Source organism: Streptomyces sp. MJM8645 (genome assembly GCF_001625365.1).
GTDB lineage: Bacteria > Actinomycetota > Actinomycetes > Streptomycetales > Streptomycetaceae > Kitasatospora.
Map to the genome: position 1 here is coordinate 6,833,365 of NZ_LJJF01000001.1, position 20,188 is coordinate 6,853,552.

Below are 20,188 nucleotides of genomic sequence, written 5' to 3' on the forward strand. Positions count from 1 at the left end.
CATGACGCCTTCGAAGCGAGACCGCGCCGAGGCCCTGCCCGCCGACCTGCGCGAAGCGCTGCGCCTGCGGCTGGCCGGGCGCTCCGGCGGCGCCCGGGCCGCCGCCGACCGGTCCATCCCGCACGCCGACCGCAGCCGACCGCTGCCGCCCTCCTTCGTCCAGCAGCGCCTGTGGTTCCTGGACCGGCTGCGCCCCGGCGACCCCCGCTACAACAGCGCGGTCGCCGTACGGTTCACCGGCCCGCTGGACCGCGCGGCGCTCGCCGGGGCGCTGGCCGCCGTCGTGGCCCGCCACGAGGGGCTGCGGACCACCTTCGACGAGGCCGACGGCCGCCCGGTGCAGACCGTGCGGCCGGCCGGTCCGGTGCCGCTGCCCGTCCGGGAGCCGGCCGACGGGGAGAGCCTCGACGCGATCCTGCTCCAGGAGTACTCCCGCCCCTTCGACCTCCGGCAGGGGCCGCTGCTGCGCGCCCTGCTGGTGCGCGAGTCGGACCGCTCGCACGTCCTGCAAGTGACGGCGCACCACATCGTCACCGACGGCTGGTCGATGGGCGTCGTCCTGGACGAACTGTGCACCGGCTACGAGGCCCTGGCCCGCGGCGCCGCCCCGGACCTGCCCCCGGTGGCCGTCCAGTACCCGGACTTCGCGGTGTGGCAGCGCGAACAGCTCTCCGGAGCCCGGCTGGAAGGCCAACTGGCCCACTGGAAGGCGAAACTGGCCGGTGCGGTGCCGCCGGAGCTGCCGCTGGACCACCCGCGGCGCGGCGAGGAGGCCGGCCCCGGCGCCGTCCACGCCTTCACCGTCCCCGCGCCGCTCACCGCCCGGCTGCGCGAGCTCGCGGCCGAGCGGCACGGCACCCTGCACACCGCCCTGGTCGCCGCCACCCAGGCGCTGCTGGCCCGCTGGTCCGGCCAGCAGGACGTCACCGTCGGCTCCCTGACGCCCGGGCGCTCCCGCACCGAGCTGGAACGGGCCGTCGGCTGCTTCGTCAACACCGTCGTCCTGCGCACCCGGGTCGAGCCCGCCGGATCCTTCCGCGACCTGCTCGCGGCCGCCACCGAGACCGGCAACGACGCGCTCGCGCACGGCGACACGCCCTTCGAACGGCTCGTCGAGGCGGTCGGCGCGCCCCGCCAGGCGGGCCGCAACCCGCTGTTCGACGTGCTGGTCCTGCTGCACCCCGCGCCGCCCGAGGCCACCACCCCGCACGGGCCGGCAGCCGCCCCGGTCGCCGTGCCCCGGCAGGCCGCCACCTTCGACCTCAGCGTCGAGTTCGTCCCGGACGGCGAGGCGCTCACCGGCCTGCTGGAGTACCGCGCCGACCTCTTCGACGCGCCCACCGCCCGCCGGATGGCCGACCAGCTCCTGCTACTGCTGGCCGGCGCCGCCGCCGAACCCGACCGCCCGCTCGGCACCCTGCCGCTGCTCTCGCCCCGGGAGACCCGGCAGGTCACCCGGGACTGGAACGCCACCGCGCTGCCCGTCGAGGACACCGGCTACCCCGAGCTGTTCGAGCGCAGGGCCGCCCTGACCCCGCACGCCCCGGCCCTGGTCGCCGGAGCCGAGCTGCTCGACTACGCGACGCTCAACACCCGCGCCAATCGGCTCGCCCACCAGCTCATCGCCCGCGGCGCCGGCCCCGAACGGCTGGTCGCGCTGCGGCTGCCGCGCACCGCCGACATGATCGTGGCGATCCTCGCCGTCTGGAAGGCCGGCGCCGGCTACCTGCCCCTGGACCCGGCCCTGCCGGCCGAGCGCCAGCGTTACCTGCTCGACGACGCCCGCCCCGCCCTGGTCCTGGACGAGCAGGCGCTCCGGGCGCTGCCCGACACCGGCCCGGACACCGACCCCGGTGACGCCGACCGGACCGCCCCGCTGCACCCCGCCAACACCGCGTACGTGCTCTACACCTCCGGCTCCACCGGCCGCCCCAAGGGCGTCGCCGTCCCGCACCGCGCGGTGGTGAACCTGCTCGCCGCCCACCGGGCGGGCTTCGTCGCCGACGCGGGCGGCGGGCCGCTGCGCGTGGCGCTGACCGCCTCGTTCTCCTTCGACACCTCCCTGGAGGGCGTGCTGCTGATGGCCGACGGCCACCCGCTGCACCTGGTCGACGAGACGACCCGGATGGACCCGGCGGCCCTGGTCGAGTACGTCGTGCGCCACCGCGTCGACTTCCTCGACCTGACGCCCTCCTACCTGCGCCAACTGCTGCCCGCCGGGCTGCTCGACGACCCGCGCCACCGCCCCCGGGTGCTGATGCTCGGCGGCGAGGCCGTCGGGCCCCGGCTCTGGCGCGAACTCGCCGGGCACCCGGACGTCGCCGCCTACAACTACTACGGCCCCACCGAGTGCACCGTCGACGCGCTCGCCTGCCGCATCGCGGGCGGTGACCGGCCCCTGGTGGGCCGCCCGCTGCCCAACCTGCGCGCCTACGTCCTCGACGACCGGCTCCAGCCGGTGCCGCCCGGGGTGAGCGGCGAACTCCACCTCGCCGGCGAGCAGGTCGCCCGCGGCTACGCCGGCCGCCCGGGGCTGACCGCCGCCCGCTTCACCGCCGACCCGTACGGGCCGCCCGGCGCCCGGATGTACCGCACCGGCGACCTGGCCCGCTGGACGGCCGACGGGAGCCTGGAGTACCTCGGGCGCGCCGACGACCAGGTCAAGGTGCGCGGCCACCGGATCGAACCCGGCGAGATCGAGGCGGCGTTGCTCGACCTGCCGCAGGTCGCCGCGGCCGCGGTCGCCGCCGTGCCCGACGCGCGCGGCCACACCCGGCTCGCGGCCTACCTGGTCTTCGCCGACGGCGCGGCCCGCCCGTCCGCCGACCTGCGCGCCGCGCTGCGGCGGGTGCTGCCGGACCACCTGGTGCCGTCCTCGTTCACCGCGCTCGACACCCTGCCGCTCACCACCAGCGGGAAGCTGGACCGCCGCGCACTGCCCGCCCCCGACCCCGAAGGCGAAGGGCGGGAAGGGGAGTTCGTGGCTCCGCGCACCCCCGAGGAGGAGACCCTCGCCGGGATCTGGGCCGAGGTGCTGGGCGTGACACGGGTCGGCGTCACCGACAACTTCTTCGAGCTCGGCGGCGACTCGATCCTGAGCATCCAGGCCGTCTCCCGGGCCCGCGCCGCCGGCCTGCGGATCGGCTCCCAGGACGTCTTCCGCCACCAGACCGTCGCCGACCTGGTCGCCGCCGCCCGCCCGGTCACCGCCCCGGCCCCCCGGCCGCGCCGCGCGGACGGACCGGCCCCGCTCACCCCGGTCCAGGAGTGGTTCTTCGCCGCCCACGGCCCGCTGCGCCACTTCACCATGTCGATGCTGCTCGACCTGCCGCGCGACCTCGACGAGCCGGCCCTGGACCAGGCGCTGCGGGCGGTCCTGGCCGCCCACCCGGCGCTGCGCACCCGCTTCACCCGCGCCGGGGGCACCTGGCGCCAGGAGCCGGTCGCGGACCCGGGCACCGGGCTGCTGACCAGACTCGACCCGCCCGCCCCCGGCGCCGACACCGGCTCTGAAGCCGCCCGGGGCGAGGCCGCCGACGCCGCCCGCGCCGCCCTGGACCCGGCCACCGGTACCCTGCTGCGCGCCGTCCTGTTCCGGGCCCGCGGCGACGCCCGGCCCCAACTCGTCCTGACCGCCCACCACCTGGCCGTCGACGGCGTCTCCTGGCGGGTGCTGCTCGCCGACCTGGAACAGGCCTACCGGCAGGCGGCGGCCGGGGACGCCCCGCACCTGGAGCCCGAGCCCACCCCGTTCACCGACTGGGCCCACCACCTCGCCGAACTGGTCCGGGCCGGAGGCCTCGACGACGACCTGCCCTACTGGAGCGCCGAGACCAGGGCCCCGGCCGCCCCGCTGCCCGTCGACCACCCCGGCACCCCCACGGCCGGCTCCGTGCGCACCCTGCGCACCCGGCTCGACCGCGTCACCACCGAGGCCCTGCTGCGCAGCGTCCCCGAGGCCTACCGGACCCAGGTCAACGACGTGCTGCTCAGCGCGCTGGGCCGGGCCCTCGCCGACTGGACGGGCACCGAGCGGGTGACCATCGCCCTGGAGGGCCACGGCCGCGAGGAGCTCGTCGACGGCGTCGACCTCTCCCGGACGGTCGGCTGGTTCACCACCCAGTACCCCGTCACCCTCGCCCCGGCCGGCCCGGCCGGCGCCCCGGACTGGGCCGCCACCCTCAAGCAGGTCAAGGAGCAGCTGCGCGCCGTACCCCGCCGGGGCCTGAGCTACGAGGCCCTGGCCCGGCTCGGCCAGCCCGCCGCCGGCGCCCTGAAGGGCCGTCCGCTGCCGCAGGTCTGCTTCACCTACCACGGCCAGTGGACCGCCCCCGGGACCGGCGACTTCGCGCCCGCCGGCCAGGTACCGGGCCGGGAGCTCGCCGCCGACGAGCCCCTGGACCACCTGCTCGACGTCTCCGCCGTCGTCGCCGACGGCGAGCTGGAGCTCACCTGGCACTACAGCGACCAGGCGCACGAAACGGCCACCGTCCGCGCGCTGGCGCAGGCCACCGCCTCGGCACTGACCGGCATCGTCGAGCACTGCGCCCGCCCCGACGCCGGCGGCCGCACCCCCTCCGACTACCCGCTGGCCGGACTGGACCAGGCCGGGGTGGACCGGATCGCCGGCGCCGGGCGGGACGTCGAGGACCTGCTGCCGCTCACCCCGCTCCAGGAGGGCATGCTCTTCCACCGCCTGGTCGGCGGCCCCGACGACGTCTACGTGGACCAGGCCGGCCTGCTGCTGGAGGGCGTGGGCGACCCGCACGCCTTCGCCCTGGCCTGGCAGCGGGTCGCCGACCGCACGCCCGCGCTGCGCACCTCGGTGGTGTGGGAGGGCGTCCCCGCCCCCCTCCAGGTCGTGCGCCGCGGCGTCCGGCTGCCGGTGACCCACCTGGACCTGCGGGCGGTCGACCCGGGCGAGCGCGCCGACCGGCTGGCCCGGCTGCGCGCGGACGACCTCGCCCACGGGCTGGACCTCGCCACGGCGCCGCTCACCCGGCTCACCCTGGTCCGGCTGCCCGAGGCCCGCCTGCACCTGCTGTGGACCTCCCACCACCTGATCCTGGACGGCTGGAGCCTGGCCCAGGTGCTCACCGACGTGTTCGAGGAGTACGCGGCCCTCACCACCGGGGGCGTGCCGACACCGGCGGTGCGCCGGCCCTTCGCCGACTACGTGCACTGGCTGGCCGGTCAGGACACCGCGGCCGCCCGCGCGCACTGGCGGGGCGTCCTGGACGGCTTCGCCACCGCCACCCCGCTGCCCGCCGACCGCGCCCGGCGCGAGGCCCACCGGGCCCGTTCGGCGCTCGCGCACACCGCAGGCCTGTCGCCGGAGGCCTCCGAGCGGCTGGCCCGCACCGCCCGGCGGGCCGGGCTCACCCTCGGCACCGTGGTGCAGGGCGCCTGGGCCCTGCTGCTGTCCCGGTACAGCGGCGAGCCGGACGTGCTGTTCGGGACGACCGTCTCCGGGCGCCCCGACGAACTGCCCGGCGTCGAGTCGATGATCGGCATGTTCATCAACACCCTGCCCACCAGGGTCCTGGTCGACGGCGGCCGCACCGCCGCCGACTGGCTGCGCGAGCTCCAGGAGGCCCAGGCCGAGGCCCGGCGCCACGCCGCCGTGTCCCTCGCCGAACTCACCGCCTTCAGCGGCGTGCCGTCCGGCGGCACGCTGTTCGACAGCATCGTCGCCTTCGAGAACTACCCCTTCGACGACGCCCGCACGGCCGGCAGTGGGGTGCGCCTGGTGGAGGTCACCTCCCGGGACGCCACCAACTACCCGCTCGTCCTGCGCGCCTACCAGGGCGGGCACTTCGGCTTCGACCTCGCCTACGACCCGGAGCTGTTCGACGCCGCGACGGTCCGCACCCTCGCCGAGCGGCTCTGCCTGCTGCTCGCCGACCTGGCCGCCGGACTGGACCGGCCGCTGCGCGCCCTGGAGTGGACGACCGCGCAGGAGCGGCGGCAGCTGACCGAGTGGGACGGCACCGCGCACGGCCGCCCCGACCGGACCCTGGTCGACCTCTTCGAGGCGCAGGCCGCCCGCACCCCGCACGCCGAGGCCGTCACCTGCGGCGACGAGCACCTCGACTACGCCGCCCTGGACGCGCGGGCCGGCCGGCTCGCCCACCGGCTGGCCGGACTCGGCGCCGGGCCCGAGCGGTTCGTGGCCCTCGCGCTGCCCCGCACGGCCGACCTGGTCGTGGCCGTCCTCGCCGTCCTCAAGACGGGCGCGGCCTACCTGCCGCTCGACCCGGGCCTGCCGGCCGAGCGCCGAGCCCAACTGCTGGGCGACACCGCTCCGGTGGCCCTGGTGACCCACGGACCCGGCGGGCCGTCCGAGAGCTTCGAGCACGGGGTGCCCGTCCTCTCCCTCGCCGACCCGCAACTGCGCGCCGACCTGGCCCGGGGCCCGGCCGCCCCGCTCGCCGCCCGGCACCGCCCGCTGCCCGACAGCCCCGCCTACGCCATCTTCACCTCCGGCTCCACCGGCCGCCCCAAGGGCGTCGTGGTGCCGCACGCCAACGTGGTGCGGCTGTTCGAGCAGACCAGGGGCGTGTTCGGCTTCGGCGCCGAGGACGTCTGGACGCTGTTCCACTCCTACACCTTCGACTTCTCGGTCTGGGAGCTGTGGGGCCCGCTGCTGCACGGCGGCCGGCTCGTCGTCGTGCCCGAGGACACCGCCCGCTCCCCGGAGGACTTCCTGCGGCTGCTCGTGGACGAAGGCGTCACCGTCCTCAACCAGACCCCGTCCGCCTTCCACCCGCTGGCCCGCGCCGACGCCGAACACCCCGAGCTCTCCCGCCGGCTGGCGCTGCGCACGGTGGTCTTCGGCGGCGAGGCCCTGGACGCCGGCCGCCTCGCCGACTGGTACGACCGCCACCCGCAGGACGCGCCGCGCCTGGTGAACATGTACGGCATCACCGAGACGACCGTGCACGTCACCCACGCCCCGCTGGAGCGCGCGACCGCCGCCGCCGGCGGCCCCGCACCGATCGGCACCGGCCTCCCGGACCTGCGGCTGTACGTCCTCGACGCCGACCTGGCCCCGGTGCCCCCGGGCGCCGTGGGCGAGCTGTACGTGGCGGGGGAGGGCCTGGCCCGCGGCTACCTCAACCGGGCCGGCCTGACCGCCACCCGCTTCCTCGCCGACCCGTTCGGCGCCCCGGGCACCCGGATGTACCGCACCGGCGACCGGGCGCGCCGGCAGGCCGACGGCACCCTGCGCTACCTGGGCCGCGCCGACCAGCAGGTCAAGATCCGCGGCTACCGGATCGAACCCGGCGAGATCGAGGCCGCCCTCCAGACCCACCCGGGCGTGGGCGCCGCCACCGTGGGCGTGTACCAGGACGCCTCCGGCACCCGCCGGCTGGTCGCCCACGTCGTCGCCGGTCCGGGCTCGGCCCACCCCCCGGCCGCCGCCGACCTGCGCGCCCACCTCGAACGGCTGCTGCCCGCCTACCTGGTGCCCGCCGCGTACGTCCCGCTGGCGGCCCTGCCGCTCACCCCCAACGGCAAGCTCGACCGGCGCGCGCTGCCCGTGCCCGGCCCGGCGGGCTTCGCCGCCGGCCGGCAGCGCACCGCGCCCCGCACCCGTGCCGAGCGGCTGGTCGCCGCGGCCTGGACGGAGGTCCTGGACACCGGGGAGATCGGCGCCGAGGACGACTTTTTCGCCCTGGGCGGCGACTCCATCCTCGCCGTCCGGGTCACCGCCCGGCTGCGCGCGGCCTTCGGGGCGGCGGAGCTCTCGCCCCGGCTGCTGTTCACCCACCCGGTGCTGGCGGACCTGGCCGAGGCCCTCGGCTCGCCCGGCGGGCCGGGCGCTGCGGACGACCCGTCGGCCCTGGTCATCCCGGCCGCGGACCCGGCGGCCGAGCCGCCGCTGTCGTACGCCCAGCAGCGGCTCTGGTTCCTCGACCGGTTCGAGCCGGGCAGCACCGAGTACACCTCGCTCTCCGTGCTGCGCCTGCGCGGCGAGCTCGACCGGGCCGCGCTGGGCACCGCCCTGGACGCCCTGGTCGCCCGGCACGAGGCGCTGCGGACCACCTTCGCCGAGCGGGACGGCCGCGCCCGGCAGGTGGTGCGCCCGCCGCAGCCGGTCGAGCTGCCGTGCGAGGACCTCGCCGGGGCGCCCCCGGCGGCCCTGGACGCGCTGCTGGAGCGGATCGCCGCCACCCCGTTCGACCTGGCCACCGGGCCCCTGCTGCGGGCCCGGCTGGTCCGGACGGCCGCGGACGAGCACGTGCTCGCGCTGGCCGTGCACCACATCGCCACCGACGGCTGGTCGATGGGCGTCCTGGGCCGTGACCTGGGCGAGCTGTACGCGGCGGCCCGCGAGGGGCGCCCGCCACGGCTGCCCGCGCTGCCCGTGCGCTATACCGACTACGCGTCCTGGCAGCGCGCGCGCACCGACCTCGCCGAGGCGGACCTCGCCCACTGGCGCCGGGCCCTGGACGGCCTGACCCCGCTGGAGCTGCCCACCGACCGGCCGCGCCCGGCCGTGCGCACCCGGGACGGCGCGCTGGTCGCCTTCACCCTGCCCGCCGGGCTGACCGCGCGGCTGCGCGAACGGGGCCGGGAGGTCGACGGCACCCTCTACACCACGCTCCTGGCGGCCTGCCAGGTCCTGCTCGCCCGCTGGTCCGGGCAGCAGGACATCGCGGTCGGCACCGTCACCTCGGGCCGCGAGCAGGGCGAACTCCACGACGTGGTCGGCATGTTCGTCAACACCCTGGTGCTGCGCGGCGCCGTCCGGCCGGAGCTGTCGTTCCGCGAACTGCTGGCCGCCGCCCACGGCACCGTCCTGGAGGCGCTCGCCCACCAGGAGGTGCCCTTCGAACGGCTGGTGGACGCCCTCCAGCCGGAGCGCGACACCAGCCGCACGCCGCTCTTCCAGGTCATGGTGGCCCTGCACAACCTCGGCGCCGAGGTGCCGCGGCTGCCGGGCCTGACGGTGGAGCCGGTCACCCCGCCCGTCCACGGCGCCACCTTCGACCTCTCCTTCGACTTCGTCGAGCGCGACGGCGGCCTGACCGGCTACCTGGAGTACAACACCGGGCTGTTCGACGCGCGGACGGCCGAGCACCTGGCCGGCCGGCTGGGCACCCTGCTGGAGGCCGTGGCCGAGGCGCCGGACACGGCCGTCGGGGCGCTGCCGCTGATGACCGCCGACGAACGCCGCCGGGTGCTGCGGCAGGGGCGGGGCGCGCCGCTGCCCGCGCCGGACACCACCTTCCCCGCCCTGTTCGAGGCGCAGGCCGCCCGCACCCCGGACGCCACCGCCCTGGTCGCCCGGGACGCCACGCTCGACTTCGCCGCCCTCAACGCGCGGGCCAACCGGCTCGCCCGCCACCTCGCCACCCTCGGCGCCGGCCCGGAACAGGTGGTCGCGGTCCGGCTGCCGCGCACCTCGGACCTGCTGGTCGCGCTGTTCGCGGTGCTCAAGGCGGGCGCCGCCCTGCTCTTCGTCGACCCGGACCTGCCCGAGGAGCGGGCCGCCCTCCTCCTCGACGACACCCGGCCCCGGGTGGTGCTGACCGGGCAGACCCTGCGCGAGGTGCCGTGGGCGGCGCTGCCCGCCCACGACCTGACCGACGCCGAGCGGACCGCCCCCCTGCTGCCGCAGCACGCCGCTTACCTCATCCACACCTCCGGCTCGACCGGCCGCCCCAAGGGCGTCGTCGTCGAACACCGCCAGCTGGTCAACCTCTGCCGGGACCACCAGGAAGGCCTGGTCGCGCCGCACACCGCCGACGGGACGCGGCTGCGGGCCGCGCTCAGCGCCTCCTTCTCCTTCGACACCAGCTGGGAGGGCCCGCTGCTGCTCGCACTGGGCCAGGAGCTCCACCTCATCGACGAGGACGTCCGGCTGGACCCGCAGGCGTTCTGCGCCCAGGTCGTCGACCGCCGCCTGGACCTGGTCAACGTCACCCCCTCCTTCCTGCGCGAACTCACCGCCGCCGGACTGCTCGCCCCCGGCCCGCACCACCCGCGCCTGCTGCTGGTCGGCGGCGAGGCCGTCCCCGCCGCCACCTGGCGGGAGCTGTGCGCGGCGCACGCGGACCTCGGCGTCACCGCCTACAACATGTACGGGCCCACCGAGTGCACCGTCGACGCCGCCTACGCCCGGTGCGCGGACCACCCCGAGCGCCCCGTCATCGGCCGCCCCGGCCGCAACCTGGGCGCCTACCTGCTCGACGGCGCCCTGCGGCCGGTGCCGCCCGGCATGCCGGGGGAGCTGTACCTGGCGGGGGACCAGGTCGCCCGCGGCTACCTGAACCGGCCCGGACTGACGGCCGCACGCTTCCTCGCCGACCCCTACGGCCCGCCCGGGGCCCGGATGTACCGCACCGGCGACCTGGCCCGCTGGGACGCGAACGGGCAACTGGAGTTCCGGGGCCGCGCCGACGAACAGGTCAAGGTCCGCGGGTTCCGGATCGAGCCCGGGGAGGTGGAGGCCGCCCTGCTCGCCCACCCGGACGTCGCCGACTGCGCGGTCGCCGCGCGCGAGCACGCCGGCCGTACGGTGCTCGTCGGCTACCCGGTGCCCGCCGGCCGCCGCGTGCCGACCGCCGAGGAACTGCGGACCTGGCTGCGGCGGACGCTGCCCGACCACCTGGTGCCCGCCGCGTTCGTCCCGCTGGCCCGAATACCGCGGACGGCCGGCGGCAAGACCGACCGGCGCGCGCTGCCCGCGCCGCCCGCCCAGCCCGACCGCACCACCCCGTACGTCGCGCCGCGGCCCGGTGCCGAGGAACGGCTCGCCGCGATCTGGGCCGAGGTGCTGGGCGTGGAGCGCGTCGGCACCCGGGACAACTTCTTCGCGCTCGGCGGCGACTCCATCCTCAGCATCCAGATCGTCTCCCGCGCCCGCGCCGCCGGACTCGCCCTCACCACCAAGGACGTCTTCCGGCACCAGAACATCGCCGAACTCGCCCTGTGCGCAGGAGATCTGACCAATAGTCAAGAAATCGGCGAAGCCGAGCCCGGCGAGGCGCCGCTCACCCCGATCCAGCACTGGTACCTCGACGGCCGCCACCCCGGCGACACCCTGCGCTTCACCATGACCCAGCGCCTGGAACTGGCCCCCGGCACCGATCCGGCGGCCCTGCGCCGGGCGGTGCTGGCCCTGGTGGAGTACCACGCGGCCCTGCGCACCCGCTTCCACCGCACCGAGGCCGGCTGGCGCCAGGAGGTGCTTCCCCAGGGGGCGGACGGCGTCTTCACCCGGCACGACGTCAGCCACCCGGACCTCACCGGCCAGGACCTGGAGGCGCAGGTCCAGCGCGCCACCGACGAGGCCCAGCGCTCCCTCGACCCCGTCGAGGGCCGCGTGCTGCGCGCCCTGTTCTTCGACCCCGGTCCCCGGCAGCCGGGCCAACTCGTCCTCACCGTCCACCACCTGGCCGTGGACGGCGTCTCCTGGCGCATCCTGCTGGCCGACCTCGAAGCGGCGTACCGCACGGCCCGCACCGGAGCCCCCGTCGCCCTGACGCCGACCGGCACGTCCTACGGCCGCTGGGCCACCCGGCTGGAGCGGCACACCCGCGCCGGCGCCCTGGACGGCGACCTCGGCCACTGGACGCGCACCGGCGCGGCCCCGGCCGACCTGCCCGCCGGCCGCCCCGCCCCTGACACCGACGCCCCCAACACCCCTGCCCCGAACACCAACGCCCCCAACACCCACGCCACCGCCGCCACCGTCCAGGTGACGCTGGACGAGCGGACCACCGAGGCACTGCTGCGCCGCGTCCCCGAGGTCTACCGCACCCAGGTCAACGACGTCCTGCTCAGCGCCCTGGGCCGCACCCTGGCCCGCTGGTGCGGCCGGGACACCGTGCTGGTCGGAGTGGAGGGGCACGGCCGCGAGGACCTCTTCGAGGACCTGGACCTCTCCCGGACGGTGGGCTGGTTCACCGCCGAGTTCCCGCTCGCCCTGCGCGTCGACCCCGACGCCGGGTGGCACGACACCCTGCGCTCGGTCAAGGAGCAGCTGCGCGCCGTCCCGCTGCGCGGACTCAGCCACGGCGCGCTGCGCCACCTGCGGCCCGGCGGCCCGCTGACCGGCGCGGCGGCGCCGCAGATCGGCTTCAACTACCACGGCCAGTGGGACACCCGCGGCGGCGCCGACGGCCTGGTCCGCGGCGCGCTGCCCCCGGCCGGTCGCGACACCGACCCCGACGAGCCCCGCCCCTACCTGCTGGACATCACGGGCGCGGTCCAGGACGGCCGCCTCGAACTGGCGTGGACCTACCCCGCCGCCGTCTACGACGAGGCGACCGTCCGCGGGCTCGCCGAGGAGATGGGCGCCGCGCTGCACGAGCTGGCCGCGCACTGCGCCCGCCCGGACGCCGGCGGCCGCACCCCGTCGGACTTCCCGCTCGCCGGCCTCGACCAGGACCGGCTGGACCGGCTCGTCGGCGACGGGCGCGAGACCGACGACGTGCTGCCGCTGACGCCGCTGCAGTCCGGCATGCTCTTCCACGGGCTCGTCGACGCCGACGGCGCCTACGTCGACCGGATCGCGGTGCGCCTGGCCGGCGTCGCCGACCCGCGGGCCTTCGCCGAGGCCTGGCAGCTGGTCGCCGACCGCACCCCGGCACTGCGTTCCAGCGTTCACTGGCGCGGCCTGCCGCACCCCGTCCAGGTGGTCGCGCGGCACGCCGCACTGCCCGTCCGCCACCTCGACTGGCGCGACCTGGCGCCCGGGCAGCGCGCCGACCGGACGGAGCGGCTGCTCGCCGAGGAGCGCGCCGCCGGGATGGACCTCGCCACCGCGCCGCTCACCCGGCTGACCCTGGCCGCGCTGCCCGGCGACGAGGTCCTGCTGCTGTGGTCCACCCACCACCTGATCCTGGACGGCTGGAGCACCGGGCAACTGCTCACCGAGGTGTGCGAGGAGTACGCCGCGCTGACCGGCGGCCCGCAGGCGCCCCGGCCGGTCCGACGGCCGTTCGCGGACTTCCTGGGCTGGCTGCACGACCAGGACGAGGAGGCGGCCGAGGCCCACTGGCGCGGCCTGCTGGCCGGATTCACCGGCCGGACCCCGCTGCCGTACGACCGCCCGCCGACCCGGGCCCACCGCGCCCGCTCCAGCGCCGCGGCCCACCGCGAACTGGACGAGACGCTCTCCCGGCGGCTGCGCGAGAACGCCGCCGCTGCCGGACTGACCGTCAACACCGTGGTGGAGGGCGCCTGGGCGCTGCTGCTGGCCCGCTACAGCGGCGGCGACGACGTGGTCTTCGGCACCACCGTGTCCGGGCGCCCGGCCGAACTGCCCGGCGTCGAGTCGATGATCGGCCTGTTCATCAACACCGTGCCGACCAGGGTCCCGATCCCCTCGGGCGGTGTGCTGCCCTGGCTGCGGGAGCTCCAGGAACGCCAGAGCGACGGCCGCCGCTTCGACCACCTGGCCCTGCCGCGCGTCCAGGCCCTGAGCGACCTGCCCGCCGGGGAGCCGCTGTTCGACAGCATGGCGGTCTTCGAGAACTACCCCGTCGACGAGTCGGCCGCCGACCGGACCGGGGTGCGGGTGGTCGAGGTGCGCGCCGACGACGCCACCACCTTCCCCTGGTGCCTGCGCGCCCACCTGGCCGAGCGGCTCGGCTTCGACCTGGCCTACGACCCCGCGCTCTTCGACCACCGGACGGCCCACGGTGCGGCCGACCGCCTGGTCCTGCTGCTCACCGCCCTCGCCGACGGCCTCGACGGCGACCTCGCCGAGCTGGACCAGCTCACCCCCGCCGACCGGGAGCAGCTGGCCTCCTGGCACGGCACCGCCCGCCCGGCGGCGCCGCGCAGCCCGCTCCAGGTCTTCGCCGAGCAGGTCCGGCGCACCCCCGGCGCGCCCGCCGTGCGCGACGGCGACCGCGAACTGACCTACCGCCAGCTCGACGACTGGTCCGACCGCCTGGCGGCCCGGCTGCTGGCCGACGGCCTGGCCCCCGAAGGCCGGGTGGCGCTGCTGATGGACCGCTCCGCCGAACTCGTCGCCGCCCAGCTGGCCGTTCTCAAGGCGGGCGGCGCCTACCTGCCCGTCGACCTCCGGGCCCCCGAGGAGCGCCGCCGCGCCCTGCTCGACCAGGTCGGCGCCGCCCTGCGGCTCACCGCCGAGCAGGTCGCCGCCGCGCGCACCGGCGCGGCCGGGCCGGCGGCGGCCCTGCCGCCCGCCGACCCCGACCGGCTGGCGTACGTGATGTTCACCTCGGGCTCCACCGGGGTGCCCAAGGCGGTGGCGGTACGGCACCGCGACGTGGCCTCGCTCGCCACCGACAGCCGCTTCGCCGACGGCCGCTGCGCCCGGGTGCTGCTGCACTCGCCGGTCGCCTTCGACGCCGCCACCTTCGAGGTCTGGGCGCCGCTGCTGGGCGGCGGCTGCGTACTCGTCGCCCCCGCCGGGCCGGTGGACGCCGCCCTGCTGCGGCGGCTCGCCGGACCGGACGGGCCGACGGCGCTGTGGCTCACCGCCGGGCTCTTCCGGCTGCTCGCCCAGGACGCGCCGGACTGCTTCGCGGGCCTGCGCACGCTGTGGACCGGCGGGGACGTGGTGCCCGCCGCCGCGGTGCGCCGCGTCCTGGCGGCCTGCCCCGGGCTGACCGTGGTGGACGGCTACGGGCCCACCGAGACCACGACCTTCGCCACCGCCCACGCCGTCGCGGAGGCGGCGGCGGTGCCCGACACCCTGCCGATCGGCCACCCCCTGGACGACCGCCGCGTACACGTCCTCGACCGGCTCCTGCGGCCCGTCCCGCCGGGCTGCGCGGGCGAGCTGTACGTGGCCGGCGAGGGCGTGGCCCGCGGCTACCTGGGCCGGCCCGGCGAGACCGCGGCCCGCTTCCTCGCCGACCCCTCCGGCCCGCCCGGCGCCCGGATGTACCGCACCGGCGACCTGGCCAGGCGGTGCCCGGACGGCACCGTCGAATTCCTGGGCCGCGCGGACGATCAGGTGAAGATCCGCGGCTTCCGGGTCGAACCCGGCGAGGTGGAGGCCGCACTCGCCCGCCACCCCCAGGTCACCGACGTCGCCGTGGTCACCCGCGAGGACCGGCCCGGCGCCCGGCGCCTGGTGGCCTACGTGGTCGGCCCGGCGGGCGACGGACCCGAGGAACTGCGGGCCTTCGCCGCCCGCGCGCTGCCCGACTACCTCGTCCCCGCCGCCTTCGTCCCGCTCGCCGCCCTCCCGCTGAGCCGCAACGGCAAGGTCGACCGGGCGGCCCTCCCGGCGCCGGACGAGGAGCACGGGAGCGGACGCCGCGCGCGGGTCGAGCCGCGCACCGACGCCGAACGCCGCACCGCCGAGGTCTTCGGCGACGTCCTGGGCATCCGGCCGCCCGGCGTGGAGGACGGCTTCTTCGAACTGGGCGGCGACTCCATCCTCAGCATCCGGCTCGCCGCCCGCCTGGCCGAGGCCTTCGGCGCCGACCTCACCCCCCGCGCCGTCTTCGACCACCCCACCCCGGCCGGCCTGGCCCGCCTGCTCACCGAGGAGCAGGGCCGCCCGGGCGGTGCGGGGCGCCCGCCCGTCCTCCCGGTCGCCCGCGACGGCGCCGCGCCGATGTCGTACGCCCAGCAACGCCTCTGGTTCCTGGAGGAGTTCGCGCCCGGCGGCGCCGAGTACGTCACCGCGCTCGCGCTGCGCCTGCGCGGCGCCCTGGACACCGGCGCCCTCGGCGCGGCCCTGTGCGCCCTCGCGGCCCGGCACGAGTCGCTGCGCACCACCTTCGACAGCGTCGACGGCCACGGCGTCCAGCTCGTCCACCCGCCGCAGGACGTGCCGCTGCCGCTGCACGACCTGTCCGGCCGGCCGGCGCAGCCGCGGGCGGCGGCCCTGCGCGGCCTGCTCGCCGCCGAGCGGGCCCGCCCCTTCGACCTGCGCCGCGGACCGCTGCTGCGCACCGCCCTGGTGCGGCTGGCCGAGGGCGACCACGTGCTGGCCCTGACCCTGCACCACATCGTCACCGACGGCTGGTCGACCGCCGTCCTGCTCACCGATCTGGCCCACCTCTACCGCGTCGAACTCGGCTCCGGGGAGAGCCGGTTGGCGCCGCTGCCGGTGCAGTACGCCGACTACGCGCACTGGCAGCGCACGGTCGGCGCCGCCGGGGCCGACCAACTCGCCTACTGGAAGAAGCAGTTGGCCGACGTCTCGACGCTGCGCCTGCCCACCGACCGGCCCCGGCCCGCCGTGCGCACCACCAACGGGGCCACCGCCCGCCTGGAGCTGCCCGCCGACACGGCCCGCCGACTGGCCCGGGTCGGCCGGGAGCGCGGCGCCACCCTGTTCACCACCCTGGTCGCCGCCGCGCAGGCCTACCTCGCCCGGCTCGGCGGCGACCAGGACATCGCCGTCGGCACCGTCACCTCAGGCCGCGAGCAGGCGGAGACCCAGCGCCTCGTCGGCTTCTTCGTCAACACCCTGGTGCTGCGCTCGCGGGTGGAGCCCGGGCAGCCCTTCGGCGACTTCCTCGGCGAGGTCCGGCAGACCGTCCGGGACGCCTTCGCCCACCAGGACCTGCCGTTCGAGCGCGTGGTCGACGAGGTGCAGCCGGTGCGCGACACCAGCCGCAGCCCGCTCTTCCAGGCCCTGGTCGTCCTCCAGAACACCCCGGCCGCCGACCTCGACCTCCCGGGCCTGCACGTGACCGACGTCGAGACCGACACCACGCAGGCGGCCTTCGACCTCGCGCTGGAATTCGCGGAGGCCGACTCCGGCGCGCTGCACGGCCTGATCACCTACAACACCGACCTGTTCGACCCGGCCACGGCCGAGCGGATGGCCGGCCAGCTCGCCACCCTGCTGACCGCCGTCGCCGAGGACCCGGATCGCGCCATCGGCGCGCTCCCGCTGGCCGGCGGCGACCAGCTGGCCGCCGAACTCGACCGGGCGCGCGGCACCTTCCGGCCCGTCCCCGAGGCGACCCTGGCCGAACTCTTCGAGCGCCAGGCCGCCCGCAACCCCGACGCGGTGGCGCTGCTCGACGGCGGCCGCGAGCTGAGCTACGCCGAGGTGGACCGGGCGGCCAACCGGCTGGCCCACCGGCTCATCCGGCGCGGCGTGGGGCCGGAGCGGCTGGTCGCCCTCGCCCTGCCCCGCTCGGCGGCGGCGGTGGTGGCCCAGCTCGCCGTCGCCAAGGCCGGCGGCGCCTTCCTCCCGGTGGACCCGGACTACCCGGCGCCCAGGCGGGAGTTCATGGTGCGCGACGCGGGCGCCCACCTGGTGCTCGACGACCCGGCCGAGGTGTGGTCCGCCGACGGGCCGCAGACCCCGCCCACCGACGCCGACCGCGCCACCGACCGCGACACCGACACCGACCACGACACCGCGCCGACCGACGCCGACCGCGCCACCCCGCTCACCCCCGGACACCCGGCCTACGTCATCTACACCTCCGGATCGACCGGCACGCCCAAGGGCGTCCTGGTGACCCACGCCGGACTCGCCGCCTTCGCGGCGGCCACCGCCGAGCAGTACACCGCCGGCCCCGGGGCCAGGGTGCTCCAGTTCGCCTCGCCCAGCTTCGACGCCTCCGTCCTGGAGCTGTGCGTCTCCCTGCTCAGCGGGGCCACCCTGGTCACGGGGGAGGAGGGGCCGCTCGTCGGCGAGCGCTTGGCCGAGGTCCTGGCCGAACGGCGCATCACCCACGCCCTGATCCCCCCGGCGGCCCTGGCCACCGTGGACCCGGAGACGGCCGCGACCCTGCCCGCCCTGCGCACCCTGGTCGTCGGGGCGGAGGCCTGCCCGGCCGACCTGGTCGACACCTGGGCCCCCGGCCGCCGGATGATCAACGCCTACGGCCCCACCGAGGCCACCGTGGTCGCCACCTGGACGGGCCCGCTGTCGCCCGGCACCGGCACACCCGCGATCGGCCGCCCAGGCGGCGCCGCCCGCAGCTACGTCCTGGACGCCGCCCTGCGGCCGGTGCCGCCCGGCGTGACCGGAGAGCTCTGGCTGGCCGGCCCCGGCCTCGCCCGCGGCTACCTCGGCCGCCCGGGACTGACGGCCGGGCGGTTCCTCGCCGACCCCTTCGGCGCGCCGGGCGAGCGGATGTACCGCACCGGCGACCTCGCCCACCGGGACGCCGACGGCGAACTGCGCTTCGTCGGCCGCGTCGACGCCCAGATCAAGCTGCGCGGCTTCCGGATCGAACCGGGCGAGATCGAGAGCGCGCTGCGCCGCAGCCCCCTGGTGCGCGACGCCGTCGTCACCGTGCGCGCCGACGCCCCCGGGAGCGGTACGGGCTCCGGGGCCGGCCGGCTGGTCGCCTACGTCGTCCCGGCGGGCGGTGCCGCACCGGGCGGTGCCGCACCGGAGGACGACGGCGACGGCGGGGCCGCTGCGGGCCTGCCCGCCGCCGAACTGCGCGCCCACCTGGCCGGGTTGCTGCCGCCGCACCTCGTCCCGTCGGTGTTCGTACCGCTGGAACGGCTGCCGCTCACCCCGAACGGCAAGCTCGACCGGCGGGCCCTGCCCGAACCCGGGCCCGCGCAGGCCGCGGCCGGTCCGCGCCGGGAGCCGGGCACCGACACCGAACGCCGGATCGCCCGGATCTGGGCCGACGTCCTGGGCATCGAGGAGGTCGGCGCCGACGACAACTTCTTCCTGCTCGGCGGCGACTCCATCCTCAGCATGCAGGTGGTGTCCAGGCTGCGCCGGGACGGCCTGTACCTCGCCACCCGGGAGCTGTTCACCCACCAGACGGTGGCCGAACTGGCCACCGTGGTGCGCACCGCCCCCGACCGCGAGGACGACGGCCCGGTCACCGGGGACGTGCCGCTCACCCCCATCCAGGAGTGGTTCCTGACCACCCCGCGCGCCGCCCACCACCACTTCAACCAGTCGACCCTGCTCGAACTCGGCGCCGACCCCGACCCGCGGGCACTGCGGGCCGCGCTGGACGCCCTGCTCGAACACCACGACGCCCTGCGCCTGCGCTTCACCCACGACGAGACGGGCTGGCACCAGTTCAACCCGCCGCCCGCTCCCGCCGAGGACGTCCTCGTCCGGTACGACCTGGCCGGGCAGAGCGCCGAGGCCGCCGACGTGGCGATGGCCAAGGCGGCCGACGAACTGCACGGCGGCTTCGACCTGGCCCGGGGCCCGCTGCTGCGGGCGGCCCTGTTCACCGGCGCCCCGGACCGCCCGGCGCTCCTGCTGCTGGTCGCCCACCACCTGGTCGTCGACGCCGTCTCCTGGCGCCTGCTGCGCGACGACCTGGAGAGCGCCTACCGGCAGGCCGCCCTGGGCACGCAGATCACGCTGGGGGAGCGCGGCACCTCCTACCGGGACTGGGCGCTCCGGCTCGCGGCCCATGTCGCCGACGGCGGCCTGGACCACGAACTGCCCTACTGGGACGAGGCGGTGAGCGCCGCCGAGGCGCTGCCCGACCGACCCGCCGAGCCTGGTGCCGCTGACCCCGGTGCCGCCGAGACCGGTGCCGCCGAGACCGCGACGGTCACCGTCGAACTGGACGAGGAGGACACCGAGGCACTGCTGCGCGCGGCCCCGGCGGCCTACCGCACCCGCGTCAACGACGTGCTGCTGACCGCCCTCGCCCTGGCACTGGCCCGCTGGACCGGCCACGAGCGGATCCGGCTGGACCTGGAGGGGCACGGCCGGGAGGACGTCGTGGAGGGCGTGGACCTGTCCCGTACGGTCGGTTGGTTCACCACCATGCACCCGGTCACCTTCCACGTCCCCGACCCCGAGGACCTCGGCCCGGACCGCGACTGGCGCGCCCTGGTGAAGTCGATCCGCCGCCAGCTGCGCGCCGTGCCGGGCAATGGGCTGGGCTTCGGCGCCCTGCGCACCTTCGGCCCGCCCGAGGTCCGCGAGCGCCTCGCCGCCGGCGCGCACGGCCAGGTGGTCTTCAACTACCTCGGCCAGTGGGACGTACGGCCCGAGACCGCCGGCGACGGCCTGGTCCGCGCCGAGTACGGCTCCTTCGGGCAGGACCACGACCCCCGCGACGGCGGCTCGCACCCGGTGGAGGTGGTGGGCGCGGCGCAGCACGGGCGCCTCGCCTTCACCTGGCACCACCGCCCCGCCCTCCACGACACGGCGACCGTGCGCCGGGTGGCCGAGGAGTTCGCCGTGGCGCTGCGGCACATCGCCCGGCACGCCCGGGGAGGGCGGTGACGGCCGCCCACCCGCCGCTGAAGAGACCACCGCCGCAAGACCACCGCTGCA

The 20,188-nt window shown here is 77.1% G+C and carries 1 protein-coding gene; it reads left to right on the top strand.

From position 1 onward, the window contains the following. The first annotated feature begins 1 nt into the window (after position 1). A complete protein-coding gene (locus tag A6F73_RS28855) occupies positions 2-20,137 on the top strand; it encodes a non-ribosomal peptide synthetase (protein ID WP_063350450.1) in 20,136 nt (6,711 codons plus the stop codon). Positions 20,138-20,188 lie beyond the last annotated feature (51 nt).